At 32.8% G+C, this 15842-nt stretch carries 18 protein-coding genes; 1 reads left to right on the top strand and 17 read right to left on the bottom strand.

The window, feature by feature from the left end; genetic code table 11:
- Positions 1-7 precede the first annotated feature (7 nt).
- Together CRN98_RS04415 and CRN98_RS04410 are read right to left on the bottom strand one after the other, a co-directional pair.
- Positions 8-1033 (bottom strand): phosphodiester glycosidase family protein, encoded by a 1026-nt coding sequence (locus CRN98_RS04415; protein WP_097026195.1) that lies wholly within the window; start codon positions 1031-1033, stop codon positions 8-10.
- Between the two features lie 103 nt (positions 1034-1136).
- Positions 1137-1901 carry a M15 family metallopeptidase gene (locus CRN98_RS04410; protein WP_097026194.1) on the bottom strand — a complete coding sequence of 255 codons (765 nt, stop codon included), beginning with the start codon at positions 1899-1901 and terminating at the stop codon, positions 1137-1139.
- Between the two features lie 642 nt (positions 1902-2543).
- Between CRN98_RS04410 and CRN98_RS04405 the strand changes: the two genes are divergently transcribed.
- The gene (locus CRN98_RS04405) at positions 2544-4064 is read left to right on the top strand and encodes a hypothetical protein (protein ID WP_097026193.1); all 1521 of its coding nucleotides are present in this window, start codon (positions 2544-2546) and stop codon (positions 4062-4064) included.
- Positions 4065-4213: 149 nt separating this feature from the next.
- Here CRN98_RS04405 and CRN98_RS04400 read toward each other — a convergent pair whose 3' ends face one another.
- The 15 genes from CRN98_RS04400 to CRN98_RS04325 form a co-directional block, all read right to left on the bottom strand.
- Positions 4214-5014: a glycoside hydrolase family 73 protein gene (locus tag CRN98_RS04400; protein WP_097026192.1), complete on the bottom strand. Its 801-nt coding sequence runs from the start codon at positions 5012-5014 to the stop codon at positions 4214-4216.
- Between the two features lie 3 nt (positions 5015-5017).
- On the bottom strand, positions 5018-5275 hold the full coding sequence (locus CRN98_RS04395; RefSeq protein ID WP_097026256.1) for a phage holin family protein: 258 nt from the start codon (positions 5273-5275) through the stop codon (positions 5018-5020).
- A 19-nt stretch (positions 5276-5294) separates the two neighbouring features.
- Positions 5295-5606 (bottom strand): hypothetical protein, encoded by a 312-nt coding sequence (locus tag CRN98_RS04390; protein ID WP_097026191.1) that lies wholly within the window; start codon positions 5604-5606, stop codon positions 5295-5297.
- Positions 5607-5693: 87 nt separating this feature from the next.
- A complete protein-coding gene (locus tag CRN98_RS04385) occupies positions 5694-5828 on the bottom strand; it encodes an XkdX family protein (RefSeq protein ID WP_097026190.1) in 135 nt (44 codons plus the stop codon).
- A gap of 14 nt (positions 5829-5842) precedes the next feature.
- Positions 5843-6172 (bottom strand): hypothetical protein, encoded by a 330-nt coding sequence (locus CRN98_RS04380; protein ID WP_097026189.1) that lies wholly within the window; start codon positions 6170-6172, stop codon positions 5843-5845.
- 21 nt (positions 6173-6193) lie between these two features.
- A complete protein-coding gene (locus CRN98_RS04375) occupies positions 6194-7285 on the bottom strand; it encodes a Kelch repeat-containing protein (protein WP_097026188.1) in 1092 nt (363 codons plus the stop codon).
- Between the two features lie 11 nt (positions 7286-7296).
- Entirely contained in the window at positions 7297-7899 is a 603-nt protein-coding gene (locus CRN98_RS04370; protein ID WP_097026187.1) for a hypothetical protein, read from the bottom strand.
- Between the two features lie 14 nt (positions 7900-7913).
- Entirely contained in the window at positions 7914-8531 is a 618-nt protein-coding gene (locus CRN98_RS04365; protein WP_097026186.1) for a YmfQ family protein, read from the bottom strand.
- Positions 8532-8534: 3 nt separating this feature from the next.
- A complete protein-coding gene (locus CRN98_RS17855; RefSeq protein WP_242960824.1) occupies positions 8535-10214 on the bottom strand; it encodes a pyocin knob domain-containing protein in 1680 nt (559 codons plus the stop codon).
- A gap of 3 nt (positions 10215-10217) precedes the next feature.
- Complete coding sequence (locus CRN98_RS04350) at positions 10218-11258, bottom strand: baseplate J/gp47 family protein (protein WP_097026185.1); 1041 nt, start codon at positions 11256-11258, stop codon at positions 10218-10220.
- A complete protein-coding gene (locus tag CRN98_RS04345; protein ID WP_097026184.1) occupies positions 11251-11676 on the bottom strand; it encodes a DUF2634 domain-containing protein in 426 nt (141 codons plus the stop codon). The genes CRN98_RS04350 and CRN98_RS04345 overlap by 8 nt, the downstream gene beginning before the upstream one ends.
- Positions 11677-11679: 3 nt before the next feature.
- The gene (locus tag CRN98_RS04340; protein WP_097026183.1) at positions 11680-12012 is read right to left on the bottom strand and encodes a DUF2577 domain-containing protein; all 333 of its coding nucleotides are present in this window, start codon (positions 12010-12012) and stop codon (positions 11680-11682) included.
- A 3-nt stretch (positions 12013-12015) separates the two neighbouring features.
- Positions 12016-12990 (bottom strand): XkdQ/YqbQ family protein, encoded by a 975-nt coding sequence (locus tag CRN98_RS04335; protein ID WP_097026182.1) that lies wholly within the window; start codon positions 12988-12990, stop codon positions 12016-12018.
- Between the two features lie 8 nt (positions 12991-12998).
- Entirely contained in the window at positions 12999-13667 is a 669-nt protein-coding gene (locus CRN98_RS04330) for a LysM peptidoglycan-binding domain-containing protein (RefSeq protein ID WP_097026181.1), read from the bottom strand.
- A complete protein-coding gene (locus CRN98_RS04325; RefSeq protein ID WP_097026180.1) occupies positions 13667-15826 on the bottom strand; it encodes a hypothetical protein in 2160 nt (719 codons plus the stop codon). The genes CRN98_RS04330 and CRN98_RS04325 overlap by 1 nt, the downstream gene beginning before the upstream one ends.
- Positions 15827-15842: the final 16 nt, after the last annotated feature.

Here is a 15842-nt window from a genome sequence, read left to right as displayed (position 1 = left end):
TTTCTCCTTAAGGCTCAACATATACCATGTTAGGTATAGCTCTTTCCCCAGTAATACTTGAAGGATTATTTATTATTTCATTATTATAATACATAGCTGTAGAGCCACCTCCATCAAGGCCCATTGCATTGACAGCATCAAGCTTAATCATAATGTTTTGTACATCCTTTAGTGTAGCTCCTAGTTTTAGCCCTTGTCTTCCATCAATAGCCAGTAATATTATACTTCCATCTGCCCTTTGACCTATGGCTGTTCTAGGATTTAGACCACCTAGAGAGTTTTCTGAAATATAAGGGTTACCATCAACAATAAGAGTTGGTGAAAAGGATATAGCTTCCTGTATATTTTTATTTATAAGTTCGTTTCCGGTAGCTGGTCCAACGTACATTTTACCTTTATTATCTATAGCAAACACGCAGCTTTCTCTAGTATCATAGTTCTCTTTTTCTTGTGGATACATTATATTACCTTTAGAAATCATAATGCCACTAGGTATCCCACCTGTACTACCTGCTTTACCATTTGGAGACACATCTAAAAATCCCCCTCCATTTATTGCAGCAACAGCATTATAATTTTTAGCCATTTCGGATACATTCTCACCTGCATGCCCAAGTTTTGAAGAATATCCAACCTTCACCTTTAAAGGATCCTTTACTATTAAGGCAATGCCATCAAATTTATTTGTACTTATATCTAATCTTTCTATAGAACTATTAGTATATTTTAAATTAATCTTGTCCACCTTTGAAATATCATAATCTGACTGAGCTGAATTTAATTCTTGATTATTTTCTTCTATTATTTTTTTAATATCCTCATCATTAAAAAATGTCTTTGCTATATACGTATGGTTTCCTGTAGACATTGATAATCCTACTATTGTATTTCTTACTTTTTTAAATGGACCGTAGAAAGCATAAAAAGGAAATGTTGTAGCAGTAAATATGGTTTCCAATATTAAAAATAAAGCAAGCTTTTTAAATAAGCTTGTTCTATTTCTTTTACTATGCTTTCTTCGTTTGGTTTTCATTTTATAACCTCCCTTCGATTACTAAAATAATACTAACCTTTGGAGGTATCAAAATTATATATTACTTGTTTCAAAGTTGTAAAATAGTTACGTAAGAAATGTTTTATTCCACTTTATTCAAGTATTCTTCCAATGTAATGTTCTTTTGTGATATTTCGGTAGCTTCGGAGATACCTACATATCTTAAATGCCAACACTCATAATTGTAGCCAGTAATATTTTCCTTGCCTTTTGGATATCTAATTATAAAACCGTATTTATGACAATTATTTTTAATCCATCTATAAGCTTGAGTTTGTTCAAAGCCTTCATCCAAAGATGAATATTCATCTGATAGTACATCCATAGCTAATCCTGTTTGGTGTTCACTTGCCCCAGGTTGTGCAACATATTTATCTGCTTCCTTTTGACCAACAGCAGATACTTTGTTATTATAAAGCTTTTCCTGATAGAAATAATCTCTATAGCCAGACACAGCAAGAAGAGTTACACCATCTTCTCTTGCAGCATCAAATAAAGTTTCCAATGCTGAAGCAGCAGAGGTATCTATTTTTTTCACCCTAGAGTCAGCATAGGAAATAAATCTTACATTTGGCACCCTTAATGATTGAGGCACATAGTCTTCCTCTAATCTATTGTTTCTATTTACTAACAAAATACCCGGCTTTGAGGTATTTTTAGAATTGCTATAACTGTCCCCTTCATTAATTAACTCTTCCTTTTCAGCTTCTGCGGACTGCTTTATATTTAATTTATTAGTTTGTATAGTGCTCAGCTTAATATTATCAGTAGCAGCAATTCCCTTACTATAACTTGTTACAGCAGCTAAACCTATAATCAGTAACAAAATACTTAATCTTTTTCTCATATGTTTCACACTCCTTTTTCTATATACACAGTGTAAAGGAGTGATGTCTCATATTTCTTTATTAGTTGTTTCAAAGTTGTAATGTATTAGTAAACTTAATTTTTATAGGTATATGGTAAAAAAATGACATCGAGCTAAACCTATTGAGGCAATTTATATTTTGAGTGCTAATAAAAATTATCAGATTTTACTGGAATTAGCATGTTCCTAACCTTTTATAAATGCAGCAAAATGCCACCATTTAAAACTATCTGACGTTTTCAATGGTGGCAAAATAAAAAACACTCTCTCTAAAGTGAGTGTTTTCAATGCGCGACTAAGTCTATAAGCCGAGTTCTGTATTTCATTTTCACAATATAAATGTGTAAAAATAAATGTTTATAAGTAAGTTATATCAATGCTTCAAGGCTACTTATATAAAAATAAGTATAATTAAATATATATGAATATTTTTAATCAGAATGGCAAAGGAATGGCAAGTTTATTTTTGCCATTCTTTTTAATACCCTCTTAAAACAACTTTAGTTACCTGAACTTATTATATAATTATGATCCCCAAACAATATAAGAATATTGTGATTATAAGTAATTTATAATAAACTATATTTATATAACTATTTAATTAAAACAAAGGATGATACTATGAATAATATTAATTATGAAATTGACCCAAAACTAAAACATTTAAAAAATGATGAGCTAAAGTCATTAATAAGAAAATACTATACTAACGAAAATATAGAAACACTGATTGAAGAATACAAAATTGATACAGCTCCAAACGAGCTATACTTACTGCTTCCAACATGGTTATACAAAGATGTATTCTGTCCAAAATGTCATAGACCTCTTGTGACAGGTAGAAAACCTGGAGATACAACTTCGTTAGATTACAACCAATATTGTGAGATATGTGGGCATACACAGACTGCTAGTTCTATTTACCAATCTAACTCAGATAAGGTAGATAGTAATAACTTAAATAATTCTAATTATGAAGTTAATCCAAAGTTAAAACATCTAACAGAAGATGAAATAAATGAATTAATGAGAAGATACTATAGCAATGAAAAGACAGCATCACTAATCAAAGAATATAAAATTAATGCAACTACAAGCCAATTATGCTCTCTATTTCCCCCAAAGATATGTGAAGATATGCTTTGTCCAAATTGCAATACACATATGATAGTTGATAGACAACCTAAAACCAGAGTTGGCTATAGAACTAAACCGTACTGCTATAAGTGTGGACATACTGATAGCGCTAGCTGTAAGTGCAAGACGTGTTCAGAGAAAAGAAAAGCTGCACAACAAAAGGAAAAAGAACTAAGATTAGAACTAGAAGAAAGAAAAAGAGATTTAATAAATAAAGTATATTCACTACATGATTGTGTGCCAATTGAATTGAAGGATCTAACATTGAGAGATAGGCTATACATAGGTGCTTTATTAAGACTAGCTTTATCAGAGGATATGCAATATATCCAGGCACTAAACAGTATAGAAGGTGAATTGGCACCTACTGTAGAATTAAGTGAAGACATTCTAACTACATTAAAAAATAAGAAAATAATTGCTATACATCCAAATTCGGACATTAAATCATTCGTCGAAAGAGAAGGTGTTAACTTCCCTTATAGATACTACATATATGACGTTAATTATCACCTAAATGTCGGAGAGCATTGTGAAAAGGATAATGTTTTTGAATACTTATTAAATCCGCCTGATCTTAGTAGTTTTGATAATATAATGGTACGTCCACTTTGGAAAGAAATAGCTATTGCTGAATGTCTCCAGTACTTAGAGTATCAGATGAAAAAAGTAAGCTTTGAATTTAGTCCTGGTGAAAAAACAATTTCTTTACTTGATAATTTTTTAAATGACTTTTCTATTTCTCAGGTTTATGGAATTATATATAAAGGTGTTACAAGTGCAACAAGGTATTATCAGGAGAAAAGTGTTAGTAAATTACAAGCAGCCAATTCCGTTATAGGAACTTGTCAGCGATATGCTGAAAAAGCCATGCTTACCGGTTGGGATGTACCAAAATATAGCAGAATTTTCGATCTCCCTCAAACAGTTATAAGTGAGTTTTTCTTTAATAAGATGCTTAAAATAGGTGACGAAGGTTTTAACTCTATCCCTAGAAAACTATAATAAATATAAATCTACTTTAAGCTGTAGACATATTTATTCAAATGATTAACTATATAAAATAAAGTAGTAATAATGCTATAACCTTATTATAACAATATTACTACTTTACTTAATTTACCCTCTATTTAAGAATAGGGAATGAATCTTTATTACTTTAATGGTACTTTAATAATTATTTTATTTTCTGCTAATATCTGTCCGTTCTTATTATATCCCTTAACTGTTATTTTATAATTAGAACCTTTACTAAAACTGTATCCACCATTTCTTGCAGTTATGACTTTACTTGTATTCTTTTTTAATGCTGTATAGTTGCAGTTTGGAGGTACTAAGTCAAATGCCCAGCTTGCTCCCTTGTCACTATCTACCCATGCGAAAACTCTTGTAATATCTGGAGAATACTCTCTTATAATTAAATTTACTCCAGGAGCTCCTCTATTATATGCAGCATAACTTCCACCATCAATATTTATATAACTTTTCTTGATATTATCATACTTGCTTAAGTTATACTGTTTTATCAAAGCTATAAGTTGCTGAGCATAGTTAGGAGCTGTTGCATATCCTGCCTGTTGCAAAGCATTTGCTTGTCCTACATAATCTTTAGCACTAAAAAATCCATTCTGCTTATATCTAGAGTTATTAACTAAGAATAAAGCGTGGTCCTCTATACTTTCCGCATAACTATTATATACTCTAAAATAATCATTTATTAGAGTTTTCTTACCATTGTAATACTCATAAGTTGCATAACTTTTCTTTGCTCCTCTCCACCCACCTATAGCTTTTACACCAAACAAATTTTTACTTTCTTTTGCTAATGTGCTATTTCCCCAGCTACTTTCTAATATAGCTTGTGCAATTGTTATACTTGCTAATACTCCATGCTTCCTCATAGAAGCTATAGCTCCATTCTTAATGCTGTTTATAAAATTATCTGTATAAGCCATGAGTTATTCCTCCCTCTTATCTATACTCTGCTTAAACAACTGGTTAGCATAAACAGTCACTCCTGTGACCAGCACCCCTTGAATTACTGCATTTATATTGAGTCCTATTAAAGCTATAGCTCCACCAATACCACAAATTAAAAGTATCCAAGGGATAGTCCAATCCTTTATTTTCACTGTGCCCTTCAACATTCTACCCAATATATATAGAAAAGGTATTAAAATAAAGGCTTGCTCAACAACATAATCCATTAAATTAATATTCATACTTATTACCTCCTTATTTAGTAAAAAAAGCTATTGTAGCAGTTATAGCACTTGCAACAATAGCCCAAAATTCCTTTGTATTATAAAATTTAATTTTATTTTTAGTTGTATTATCATCTGATAGATTTTTAGTAAATGTATTTAATATTTGTTCTGTAAATTCCTTTAAAGTCTTCTGCTGCTCCCTAGAAGTATCATTTATCATAACCTTTATCTCAGCTTGAGATTTTTCTATGCTTGCAAGCTGAATTTGTTGTCTTATATCACTTTCCTCAAGCTTTCGTATTCTTCCTTCATGGTCTTGAAGCATTTCTAATTCATTCATGCCGCACCTACTTTCTTATAAAATAAGGCAAAATAAAAACACTATCTCTAGTGCTTACTTTGCCTTTGAAAATTATTTATATCTGTATTATGCTACATAATCTTGCCCTGTTATTTCCTTGAATTGTTCTTCAGTAATTACTCTTTTTAATACTGCAGTCTTTACCATTACTGCATTCCATAAACCTCTATCATAATTCTTTTTAATCATTTCAAATGTCATAGTATACTCCTCCTTTATGCTGTTGGCATAGCCAATAAATTTTGATATTCTAATGCACTCGCTATACGTTCCTCCGCGGTAGGTGCTGGTTCTGGTTCTGGTGCATTTATTATAGCCTCTATTGCTAATATAGCCTCATCCTCTGTCAATGCCTCATCTATCTTATATATATTTCTCATTGCTCCTAACTCTTGAATTGCCATACAAGTGTTTCCACTTACCTGTATAATGTGAGCAAAATAATCCAAGGCAGAATAATTCTTTCTCATAACCTCCGGTGTTGCCACCTGACCATTTGGAAACATATAAGTTTTTGTACCATCAAATTTCTCTAATTTTATCATTACAAATCTCTCCTTTATTGTTTAGTTCGAAAATACTTCAACTACTGTGCCCTTAGCTGCAGCAGTAAATAATGCATGACTTCTTATAGTAGCACCTGTGTATTGTTGAGCAGTTGCTACAACACTAGCATGTGTGTTTAATGCCAAGTTTTTATCGTAATAATCTACTGTATTAGAATAAGTAGGTGTATTGCTTGTTTTTCCACCAACAAATAATGCATAGTCGCCTACCACGGCTGTTCCAGGAGTATCTCTTGGTGCAGACAAGCTGGTTGGAGTAGTATGAACTAATGAGGCATCGTATGCATCTGCATCAGAATACCATTGTGATGTATTACCACCACCCCCAGCAAACAGTGCATAACCTCCAAATGATACACCACCCATTCGTCTTTTAGCAGTAGTTAAGGGTGTAATTATGGTCTTTACCAATGAGCTATCAAATGCTTCAACATAATTTTCTGACCCTGAATTGTACCCTCCAGCAAATATAGCATAATTCCCAACTGTAGCACCTTTAACTTGAGTTCTAGAATACTTTAGATATGAGAGTAATGTTTTTACTAGAGAACTATCAAAAGCTTCTACAGTATTAGTAGTATAGTTATTACCACCTCCGGCAAATATGGCATGATTTCCCAAAGTTGCACTTCCCATTTCTTCTCTTGCACTAGATAGGGCAGCGACTACGGTATGCACTAGCAATGTATCATAAGCATCTACATCCTTAGAATGAATAGAGCCGTTGTAGCCACCCGCAAATAAAGCATACGCTCCAACTTTCCCCGCGGTCAACTCACGTCTAGCAGAGACGAGAGCATTAGCAGTAGTTCTTAGTAAATTAATGTTATACGCATCAACAACTGCGGAACTATCTCCTCCAGCAAATAATACATAAGCATCATTGTTTCCAGCTGTTTTGAAGGCTTTATCAGAACTTAAGGGAGTTGCCACTCCTTGATATTCTACCTCACTACTATAAACACAATAGGGAAGCCCACCCACTCCTACAAATGCTTTTTTTACTTTTCTTGCTACCCCACTAACTCCAACGTGTATCTTTTTTACTTTCTTAGCTGCTCCACCAATTCCTATATATACACCTCTAGCCATTCATATCACTCCTATTCATATGTCAAGCAAATATCTCCATTTGCCATTGATGTTGGAATATTAGTTGAAAAGTATATATTCCTTAATCTTGCTGTTGTGTAATCAGTTGCTCCGGATGGCGCTTTTGGTGTTCCTGTAAATATAGGCGATGCCTTAGGTGCTCCATCTGTAATGTTATAGCCACCCAGTGTTGTAGGATTAGTACCAGCAGTGACGTGACCTTGTGCATTCACAGTTACGCATCTAAATTCACCGGCAGTTGCACCAGAGTTTGGATGCGTATAGTTATTTGCACCTGTTGCTATCCCATCAAGCTTAGCCTTATCTGTATCACTAACAAATCTATGCGAAGCATCTTGAACAATTATTGTTGCAGGATGAGTACTTGGATGCACATAATTATTTGCTCCTGCAACTATTCCCGCTAATTTATTCTTTTCAGTGGTTGTATAATCATTAGTAGATAAACCTTTTCCTGTTACCTTATCTACTTTGTTATCTTTTAAACTTTTTATTTCTAAGTCAATTTTGTCTGCATTGTAATTAAGATCATCAATATTTACTACATCTGTACCCTCAGGCTTTTTTAGTCCTGAATTTGCTGTGTTTTGCATTTATATCGCCCTCCTTATTCAAAAACTTTTAATTCATTCCATGTTTTAAATTTAGCATTATTCCAGGTTAATTTCTTTTCATTTAAGTGATTCCAAACTGTATAAGTATATTGAAACTCATATGCTAAGTGAGCTGGTTTTATAGTATCTAGCATATCCTTGAACCCTGCTAAGTTCTTTGGAATGCCTTTAATACCTATAAATTGTACTGTAAAAGAATAGGTTTCAGAATGCTCAATAATATCTACCTCGCCACCACTGAAAGCTTCTGCTGTTTCCTTTATCATTTTCCTTGTTACAGTCCCTTGACCTCTCTTTTTAGCTTTTAATATTTCTCTTCTTTCTTCATAAGATTTATTTAAATCTATACTTATTCCATACTCTTCTTCCCACAAACTTAATCCCCATGTAGCAGTATCAATAAAACATTGTTTAAGCACATCTCTTATATGCCAATTTAATAATGCTAGTTCATAGCCTACTACATCATTCCATACATTAAATTCTTTTATTTCTTGAAGAACAGGAGGTAAATAAGCTAACAAGTCTGGTCTATATAAATTTATTTCATCTTCTGGTATTGTGAAATTGCTACCATATTGACCAGCACCATATTTTATAGCTCCATACAAAACCTACACCCCCTTTAGATTATTCCATGTAACTCCGTCATTAACTGTTGCTACCTTTTTCCACAAACTCCACACACCATTATTCTTAGTTCTTCTATAAGTGTTACTCTGCCAATCACAATATATCTGACTTATCCATAAACTACTATGTGCTAATACTATCAATAAACCATCCGCAATTACTCCGGGTGGTTTATTAGCATCACTAGACGATACCCAATACATACCTGTCATAGTAGCATCATTAGAATTAGTAACACTCACAGTAGATAAATAAGTTCCTAAACCATATCCAGATGGGGCAAATGCCCCCGCATCTATTCTCCTCCAAGCTGTCCATGCACTACCATTAACCTTAAATCTAGTATAACTTCCACTACTTGTGTCGTCAAAATACTGCCATATCCAGTTACTTGAGTTATTGTGAGTCCCACCATCACTTACATATATTCTTAGCTTACCATACATATTCCCCGGGTATGGCGCATTTAATAATGAAGTAGGAGAAGCTATTTGCATTTCACCCTCAGTTAAAGCATTGTTAAAATCAGATACAGGAGCTAAATTCTTCTGAATATATAAAGTATCGTGATTATGTGTAGATGGGGGATATGTGGGTGGCTTGTTTTGTACTCCACTCCATTCTATTTTTTCAGCCCAATCTACTATTCCATCATTATCTGTATCATATGTTGATTTCAGCATATCCCCATATCCAGCATTGCCTAGTTCGCTTTGGGTTATATATTTTTTATCATTTTCAAGTTGTCCTACTTTAGTTGGTATATTACTTATATCTGCTTTACCATTCCACGAATCTCTTTCAGCTTTAGTAATATGTCGTACTGTATCTTTTATATGTTCTACTGCACTATTCCAATTAGTTTTTTCAGTATCTGAAGAAAATCTATGCGTACTATCCTGAACAATAATACTTGCCGTATGTGTTGATGGATGTATATACTTATTAGCCTCAGCTTCAATTCCTGCAAGCTTATTCTTTTCAGTAGTTGTATAATCCTCAGTACTTAATTGCTTCCCCACGATTTTATCTACTTTTCCTGCTAATTGAGTTGTTATGGTTGCAGCAAAGTTAGGGTCATTATTAAGTGCATCTGCAAGTTCTTTTAAAGTATCTAAAGCCGCAGGAGCTGCATTCACTACCATTTGGATTCTTTGGTCAGTTTCAGTTTTAGTATATGTTTCTGTTTTAAGGTATCTTTTATTAAGCTCAGTGTCCACATATGTTTTTTCGGCTTTATTATTTTCCAAATTTGTTGCTCTAACTTTTAAATTGCTAACTTCTAAGTCATTAGAACTTTTATATCTATTTACTTCTATTTGAGTATTTACTATACTTTCTTGTACTTTATTAATATCATCAGCTTCAACTGTATCTCCTTGAGTTTCATAGGTTATATATACTTTTTGATTACTAGAAAATATTTTTATTATCTTTTTCCACGGAGTTAAACTTGGAGTAGAAAGAATAAAATTGTCTATCCTATCTCCAGTAAGCTTAGAGCCTGTATAAACTCTTACGCTCGTATTGCTCACGTTATCATGCCTAAGCTCAACTTCGTACACTCCATTAATCAACATTACTTCTTCTTCAATTACATAAGTATTGCCATCAATCTTGTTTAGCTTTTCTGTAAATTTATCTATTTCATTTGGGTACATTTATCACACCCCCAACTCTACAGTGCCTAAGACTGGTACCTCTTCATCCTGCAATCCAATATTAGCTGTAGAATTATTTATTTTTAAATTCATATAATCCAAAACCCCTGGAGTATTTAATAGTAGGTTTCCTATTCTTGCAATACTAATATAGGTTAACTTAAAAGCTATGTCTTTTAGATATTTATCTAGTAATATTATAAATTCTTGTTGGACTTGTCCTATATTAAAACCATTTGCCAATGCAATATTTGCAGTTACGCTAAGTTGTTTTTCTGTAACCCCAATAATGGTTACTTTTGGTCCTATAGGTCTTGCTTCCTCTATATGCTCAAAGACTTTATCTATTAATTCTTTAGAAGGTGCTTTTTTATTACTGTCCATTATAACTACTTTAACTGTTCCATTGCCTGCCCATAAAGGAACTGGCTTTGCATCTCCAACTCCCGCAACTTCTTTAGCCCATTGTTTGTAATGATTTGGATTCCCTGATGTAATAGGCTTTTGTATTTTTTCTGAATATCTATTAAATAAATCTTCACCTGATTCTATATCTATACCTTCTCTTATTATTTCTCCTAACTCAGCTATAGATAGATTTTCTATATAGTCTATAGGGATTAATTGTCCTGATGGATTATTTCCCTCAACACCTGTTTTTTCACATTCCATCTTATAAATCCCCGGCTCTATCTTTTCTATAGCTTTAAAATTAAATTTATCAATAGAGAATCTAGATCCTAAGGGGATATCTATAAACTTTTTATTGCTATCATAAAAATAACCTTTTTTAACAGCGCTTTCAGCTTGCTTTATCTTAATACCTTCTTCATTTGCACGCTTCTCAATAAACTCAACTGGTGTATCTTGCTCAGGGAAAGCATAGCTTAGAAACCTATCTAAATTTGAATATGCAAAAGCTAATTCTAGTGACACTGGAGCCAAGGTATTATATAGTAGGCTACTTTCTCTTTTATCAATATCATCAGGAGTCTTATCAAGCATTCTTTTTAAAATAACTTCTTCTGTATTTTCTTCAAACACTTGTTATCCCCCTTTCCATATCAAACTCTCCATAAATAGAAAAGACCATGAACTCTATGAGAACACCGTCTTTATCATACTTGAATGTAAAATTATCTACGCTTTCTATTCTATCATCTTGAATAAGAGCTTCCCTTATTCGTCTTTTATATTCGCTTTCAGCTATATTTCTCTCGTTACTTATTAAAAATTTTAACTCACTTCCATAGTAATCTGAGTATATTAAATGCTCATATCTTTCTGTATTTAAAATTAAACATATAGCTTGTTTTAATGCCTCCACTCCATCACAAAACCCAACTACTCTGCCTTTTATAAAATCTACCTTATAAGTTTTAGTAGGTTGTATAAATGTTTCTTCCACTTCTAAGTCATTTTGTACGATTGCTCCTTGTGGCAATATACTAATCTCATTCATAGTTTACACCACCTTGTCTAGTATTACATATTGCTGTCCACCTTGTACTCTCAAAAGTAATACTTTATCCCCTTGCTTAAGCCCTTCTCTAATGACTATTTTATTTAGTTCTTTAGAAGTTGAACCATTTGAATAGTTGTGGCTATGACTTAAATCTATTTCATACCTGGTTAGATTTTCAGGAATAATAAAAAACTCTTGGGGTAATATAAGTTTTTGATCTATCTTGATTTTTAAATCTTCTATACTTAGTATTTCTCCAAAAATTATATTTACAGGGTTGCCAGCTCCTACTGCATCTACTCCAGCCTTCTTTACAATATCTATCATTCCCATACCTTACACCACCTTCAAATCAAAGTCCATAATTAAATTACCTTTTTCAAACTTATGTGTAGCCTCTTCTATAAGATAATATTGACTTATGCCTTTTTCCTTTATATCTACATAGACACCACTGCCAGCTCTTAACTTTAAGTCTGCTGCTATATCTGTACTTATTACATCTTTAAGTTTTAAAGTCTTAGTTTCTCTATTTTTAAGTTTTAACGTAGAATTAAGCATTTCCTGAATTTGGGCCTTATTCATTTTTTCATCTACTTTATGAAAATACTGAAGCCTTCCCCATCTTCTAATACTATTACTATCCTCAAAAATAAACACATCTCTCTTCTTAGTTTCTTTATTATCTTTAACGATTTTAATTCTGTTATAAGTATCACTGTCTATGCTATTTTTCCAGTCATAGTCACCTAAATTACTATCATCACTTATAACTGCAGCTTGCCGCATATTATTTATATTTTTAAGATTTAAATATCCATAATCATCGTATAATGTATAAGTCTTTCCAGTACTCATTACGGTATTTTCTAAGGAACTATAGATTATATCTAATAGCTTTTTATCATCCCCTAATAGCGTTGGTATAACGTAGCCTGTATCTTCTATGGTTCCTATTCTCAAGCCCACATCTTTACAAATTTTACTTATAATATAACTTGCTTTTTTATTCTCAAACTTATAAGTATCATTGTATAGTAAATATCTAATTTGATCATAGGCAGTTACTTGCATATCTAAATCTTTACTGCCGCCATTCTCAAATACATATCCGTAGAAAATACCATTACCATCCATTTTAAAACTTACTACATCCCCATTATTTATGGGTAGTTGCTTATCTTTTAATAATTTAATATCTAAACTAGATGAATTTCCTTTTCTTTTAGTTTTCCAAGTGACTTCACTGATTAATTCTGATATATCAAATACATTGCCATTTTTGTTGTCTATTAGTAGTTGTATCTCCATAAATCCTCCTATGGAATTTTTATTGTTTGCCCTATATAAATGTGATTAGGATTTTTTATATTGTTTAGTTTAGCTATTTCTGGATATCTAGCACCATCCCCTAAATATCTTTTAGCTATGTGCCAAAGAGTATCACCTTTAACAACTGTATGTGTTTTAGATTTTGCTTTTTCTACTGATCTTGGTGGCTTGGCATTAACTTTAGCTTTTACTATATTTTTAGTGTCTTTTTTGCTAGTAACTATTACAACCTTTTTAGCAGCATAAGATTTATACCTCTTTAATTCTATAGAGTAATAAATATCTCCAACTTCTCCGCCGCTTTCGGTTAGTTTTAAATTCTCTATGGTAAATAAATCATTAATTTCAAGTGGAGAGCCTGTAAATATAAATCTTATCTTTTGCTTATTTTCTCTCCACTCTTTAATTTTAGAAATATAAAAGCTCGGTTCAAATAATTGCTCCGAGCTTACATATGGTCCTTCATTTTTAGGGAAAAAACTTTCAAAGCTTATTTCGGTTAACTTAGGTAAATTTATTGTGTTAACTTCACCTAAGTTTATAATGTCATAGGTTTTATTATCTCCGCTTTCATTAAATTCTATCTTCTCAGGGAGTATTGGCAAAACAAACCCTTCTTCACCATTATTAATTCCTAGATACATTTTATAGTCCATTAAGCATATACCCCCTCTGCACTATTAACTAGTTCATTTTCCATATAAGTCTCAATTTTAGATATTATTTTATTTATATCTGCCTCTTCTCTTATATCTCCAGTAGTTACTTGAACTGTAGGAGTTAAGGTAACAAAATTTTGAATACTTTCTGCTTCTGCTAGATCTCTCATTATTTCTAAATGCTCATTGGAAACATCCATTTTATCATCCATATTCTTAAGGTGTTTGTTAGCATCTTTGAGATTCTTGTCTTTATCTCCACTCATAGACAACGCTCCTGGACCTTGTGCTTTATTCCACTTGTTTAAATCTATTCCAGCACCAGCAGATAGTTTATTTTCTTTTGGAGCTTTTGCATGAGCTCCCTTAGCTGCATTTATTTTTGCTTGCCTTTTAGCTAAATCCGCATCTGCCTCCTTGACCATATTTTTCAAATTATTTTCTCTTGCTTTCTTTGCTGCATCTTTTTGCGACATGTAAGCAGCCAAATCCTTATTCCTGCCAGCCTTTTCAGCCTCATTTTCTGCCATAGCTTCAGTACCAAAAGTAACCTCATCTATAACTTTAATTGAAACCCCTGGGATTTTATTCACCGTATTTATTAAATCATTGATTAGATCTATTGCACCATTAACAAAGTTTTGTATTATCATAAGCCCCCCAGCTTTCATATTACCTAACGCATTCTGAATGTTTACAGATAATTGATAACATGAAACACCTAAAGAATCCCACATATTCATTATTCCGTATACTGCCATAAATGCACAAATCTTAAGTGTATCAAATGCAGTGATTAAAAAATTAGTAAACATAAGCCAAGTTGCTTGAAGTCCATAAGTGTGAACTGACCATGCAATTATTGCTGCTATAACTGCTATTATAATAATTACTAACCATGTTAAAGGGCATGCTAATACTGCTGCATTTAGTCCCCACTGAGATGCTGTGGCTGCCGCATCTACATCAACTTTAGCCAATGTTGCCCTTGTATGAACTGCTGTAGCAATTGCAGAAGCAAGTTGAATACCTTTGGATATTCCTTGTACTATATTATAAGCAAGCATTGCTCCTTTAAGTGTAATAATTGCTCCTATAGCTCCAGCTAATATGGGACTTATAATTCCCCAATTACTTTGTATGCCACTTCCAATCCACTGTACCCCATCGACTAACCATAAAATCAAATTAACAGCTCCAGCTATTCCAGTTGATATTGAGTTAAAAAATACTTGAAAATCTCCATTACTAAATGCTTGATTTAACTGTGTTATAACAGGAGCAAGTATCTCCAAGGCATTACTACCTGATTCAGCTAATGATGTTTGAATATTGGACATTAAATTATCAAACTGTGCAGTTGCTGATTTGTTATATTGTTGTAGCATACTCTCAGTAAAACCCTTTTTAGCTAATAATTTATCAAATTTAGATATAAAATCATCCATAGAGCTTGAAGCCTTAAGTATTTCCGCATCAGCTTTTCCAAAACCAAACCTTTCTTTTAAAGAAGTAAAATCTCCACTCATTGCTTCCTTCATTGCAAATCCTGCACCTTCTAATCCTTGGGCTGGGTCCATAAGCGTAAGTCTTTCAGAAAGATTAGCTAACTTATCTAAGCTTTTAGTGTTCTTTGTAAATTGCATAAATTTTCTAGCATTACCCGCAAACTCTTCAAATCCAAATACAGATTCATTAGCTTTCTTTTGTAGATTATCAAAATATGCAGTTGCAACATCTTTGTTGCCCATAATACCTTGTAGTGTAAAGAGCTGCTGTTGAAGCCCCATAGCTCCTCCTATAGTAGATTTAATTCCTTGTTTAGCAGCTTGAAAACCTAAATATCCTCCTACAAGACCTTTGACCTTCCCCATTAACCCATTAGCAGCTTGTGAGCCTTTCTCAAATGAGTTATTTAAATTGTTTTGTTCTCTAGTTGCTTTTCCTTGAGAACTAGCTAATTCTTGTAATCCCGTATTAGATTTTTGGATTGCCGCCCTTGCTGCATTTAATGTATTAGTCATTTTGATATCTTTACTCGCTGAGTTATTCATTCGATCCATAGCTGATATGGTAAGGTTAAGTGCCTGTGTAACTTGTTGGAGAGGACTAGTCATCTGGTCAAACATTTTTAACGAAGTTGCCACTGTAGCCATAACTATCACCTCACTT

The sequence above is a fragment of the Clostridium peptidivorans genome, assembly GCF_900205925.1.
In the GTDB taxonomy this organism is placed as follows: Bacteria; Bacillota; Clostridia; order Clostridiales; family Clostridiaceae; genus Clostridium_AK; species Clostridium_AK peptidivorans.
Note: the sequence above shows the minus strand (reverse complement) of the source record. Positions and strands in the feature narration are given on the sequence as shown.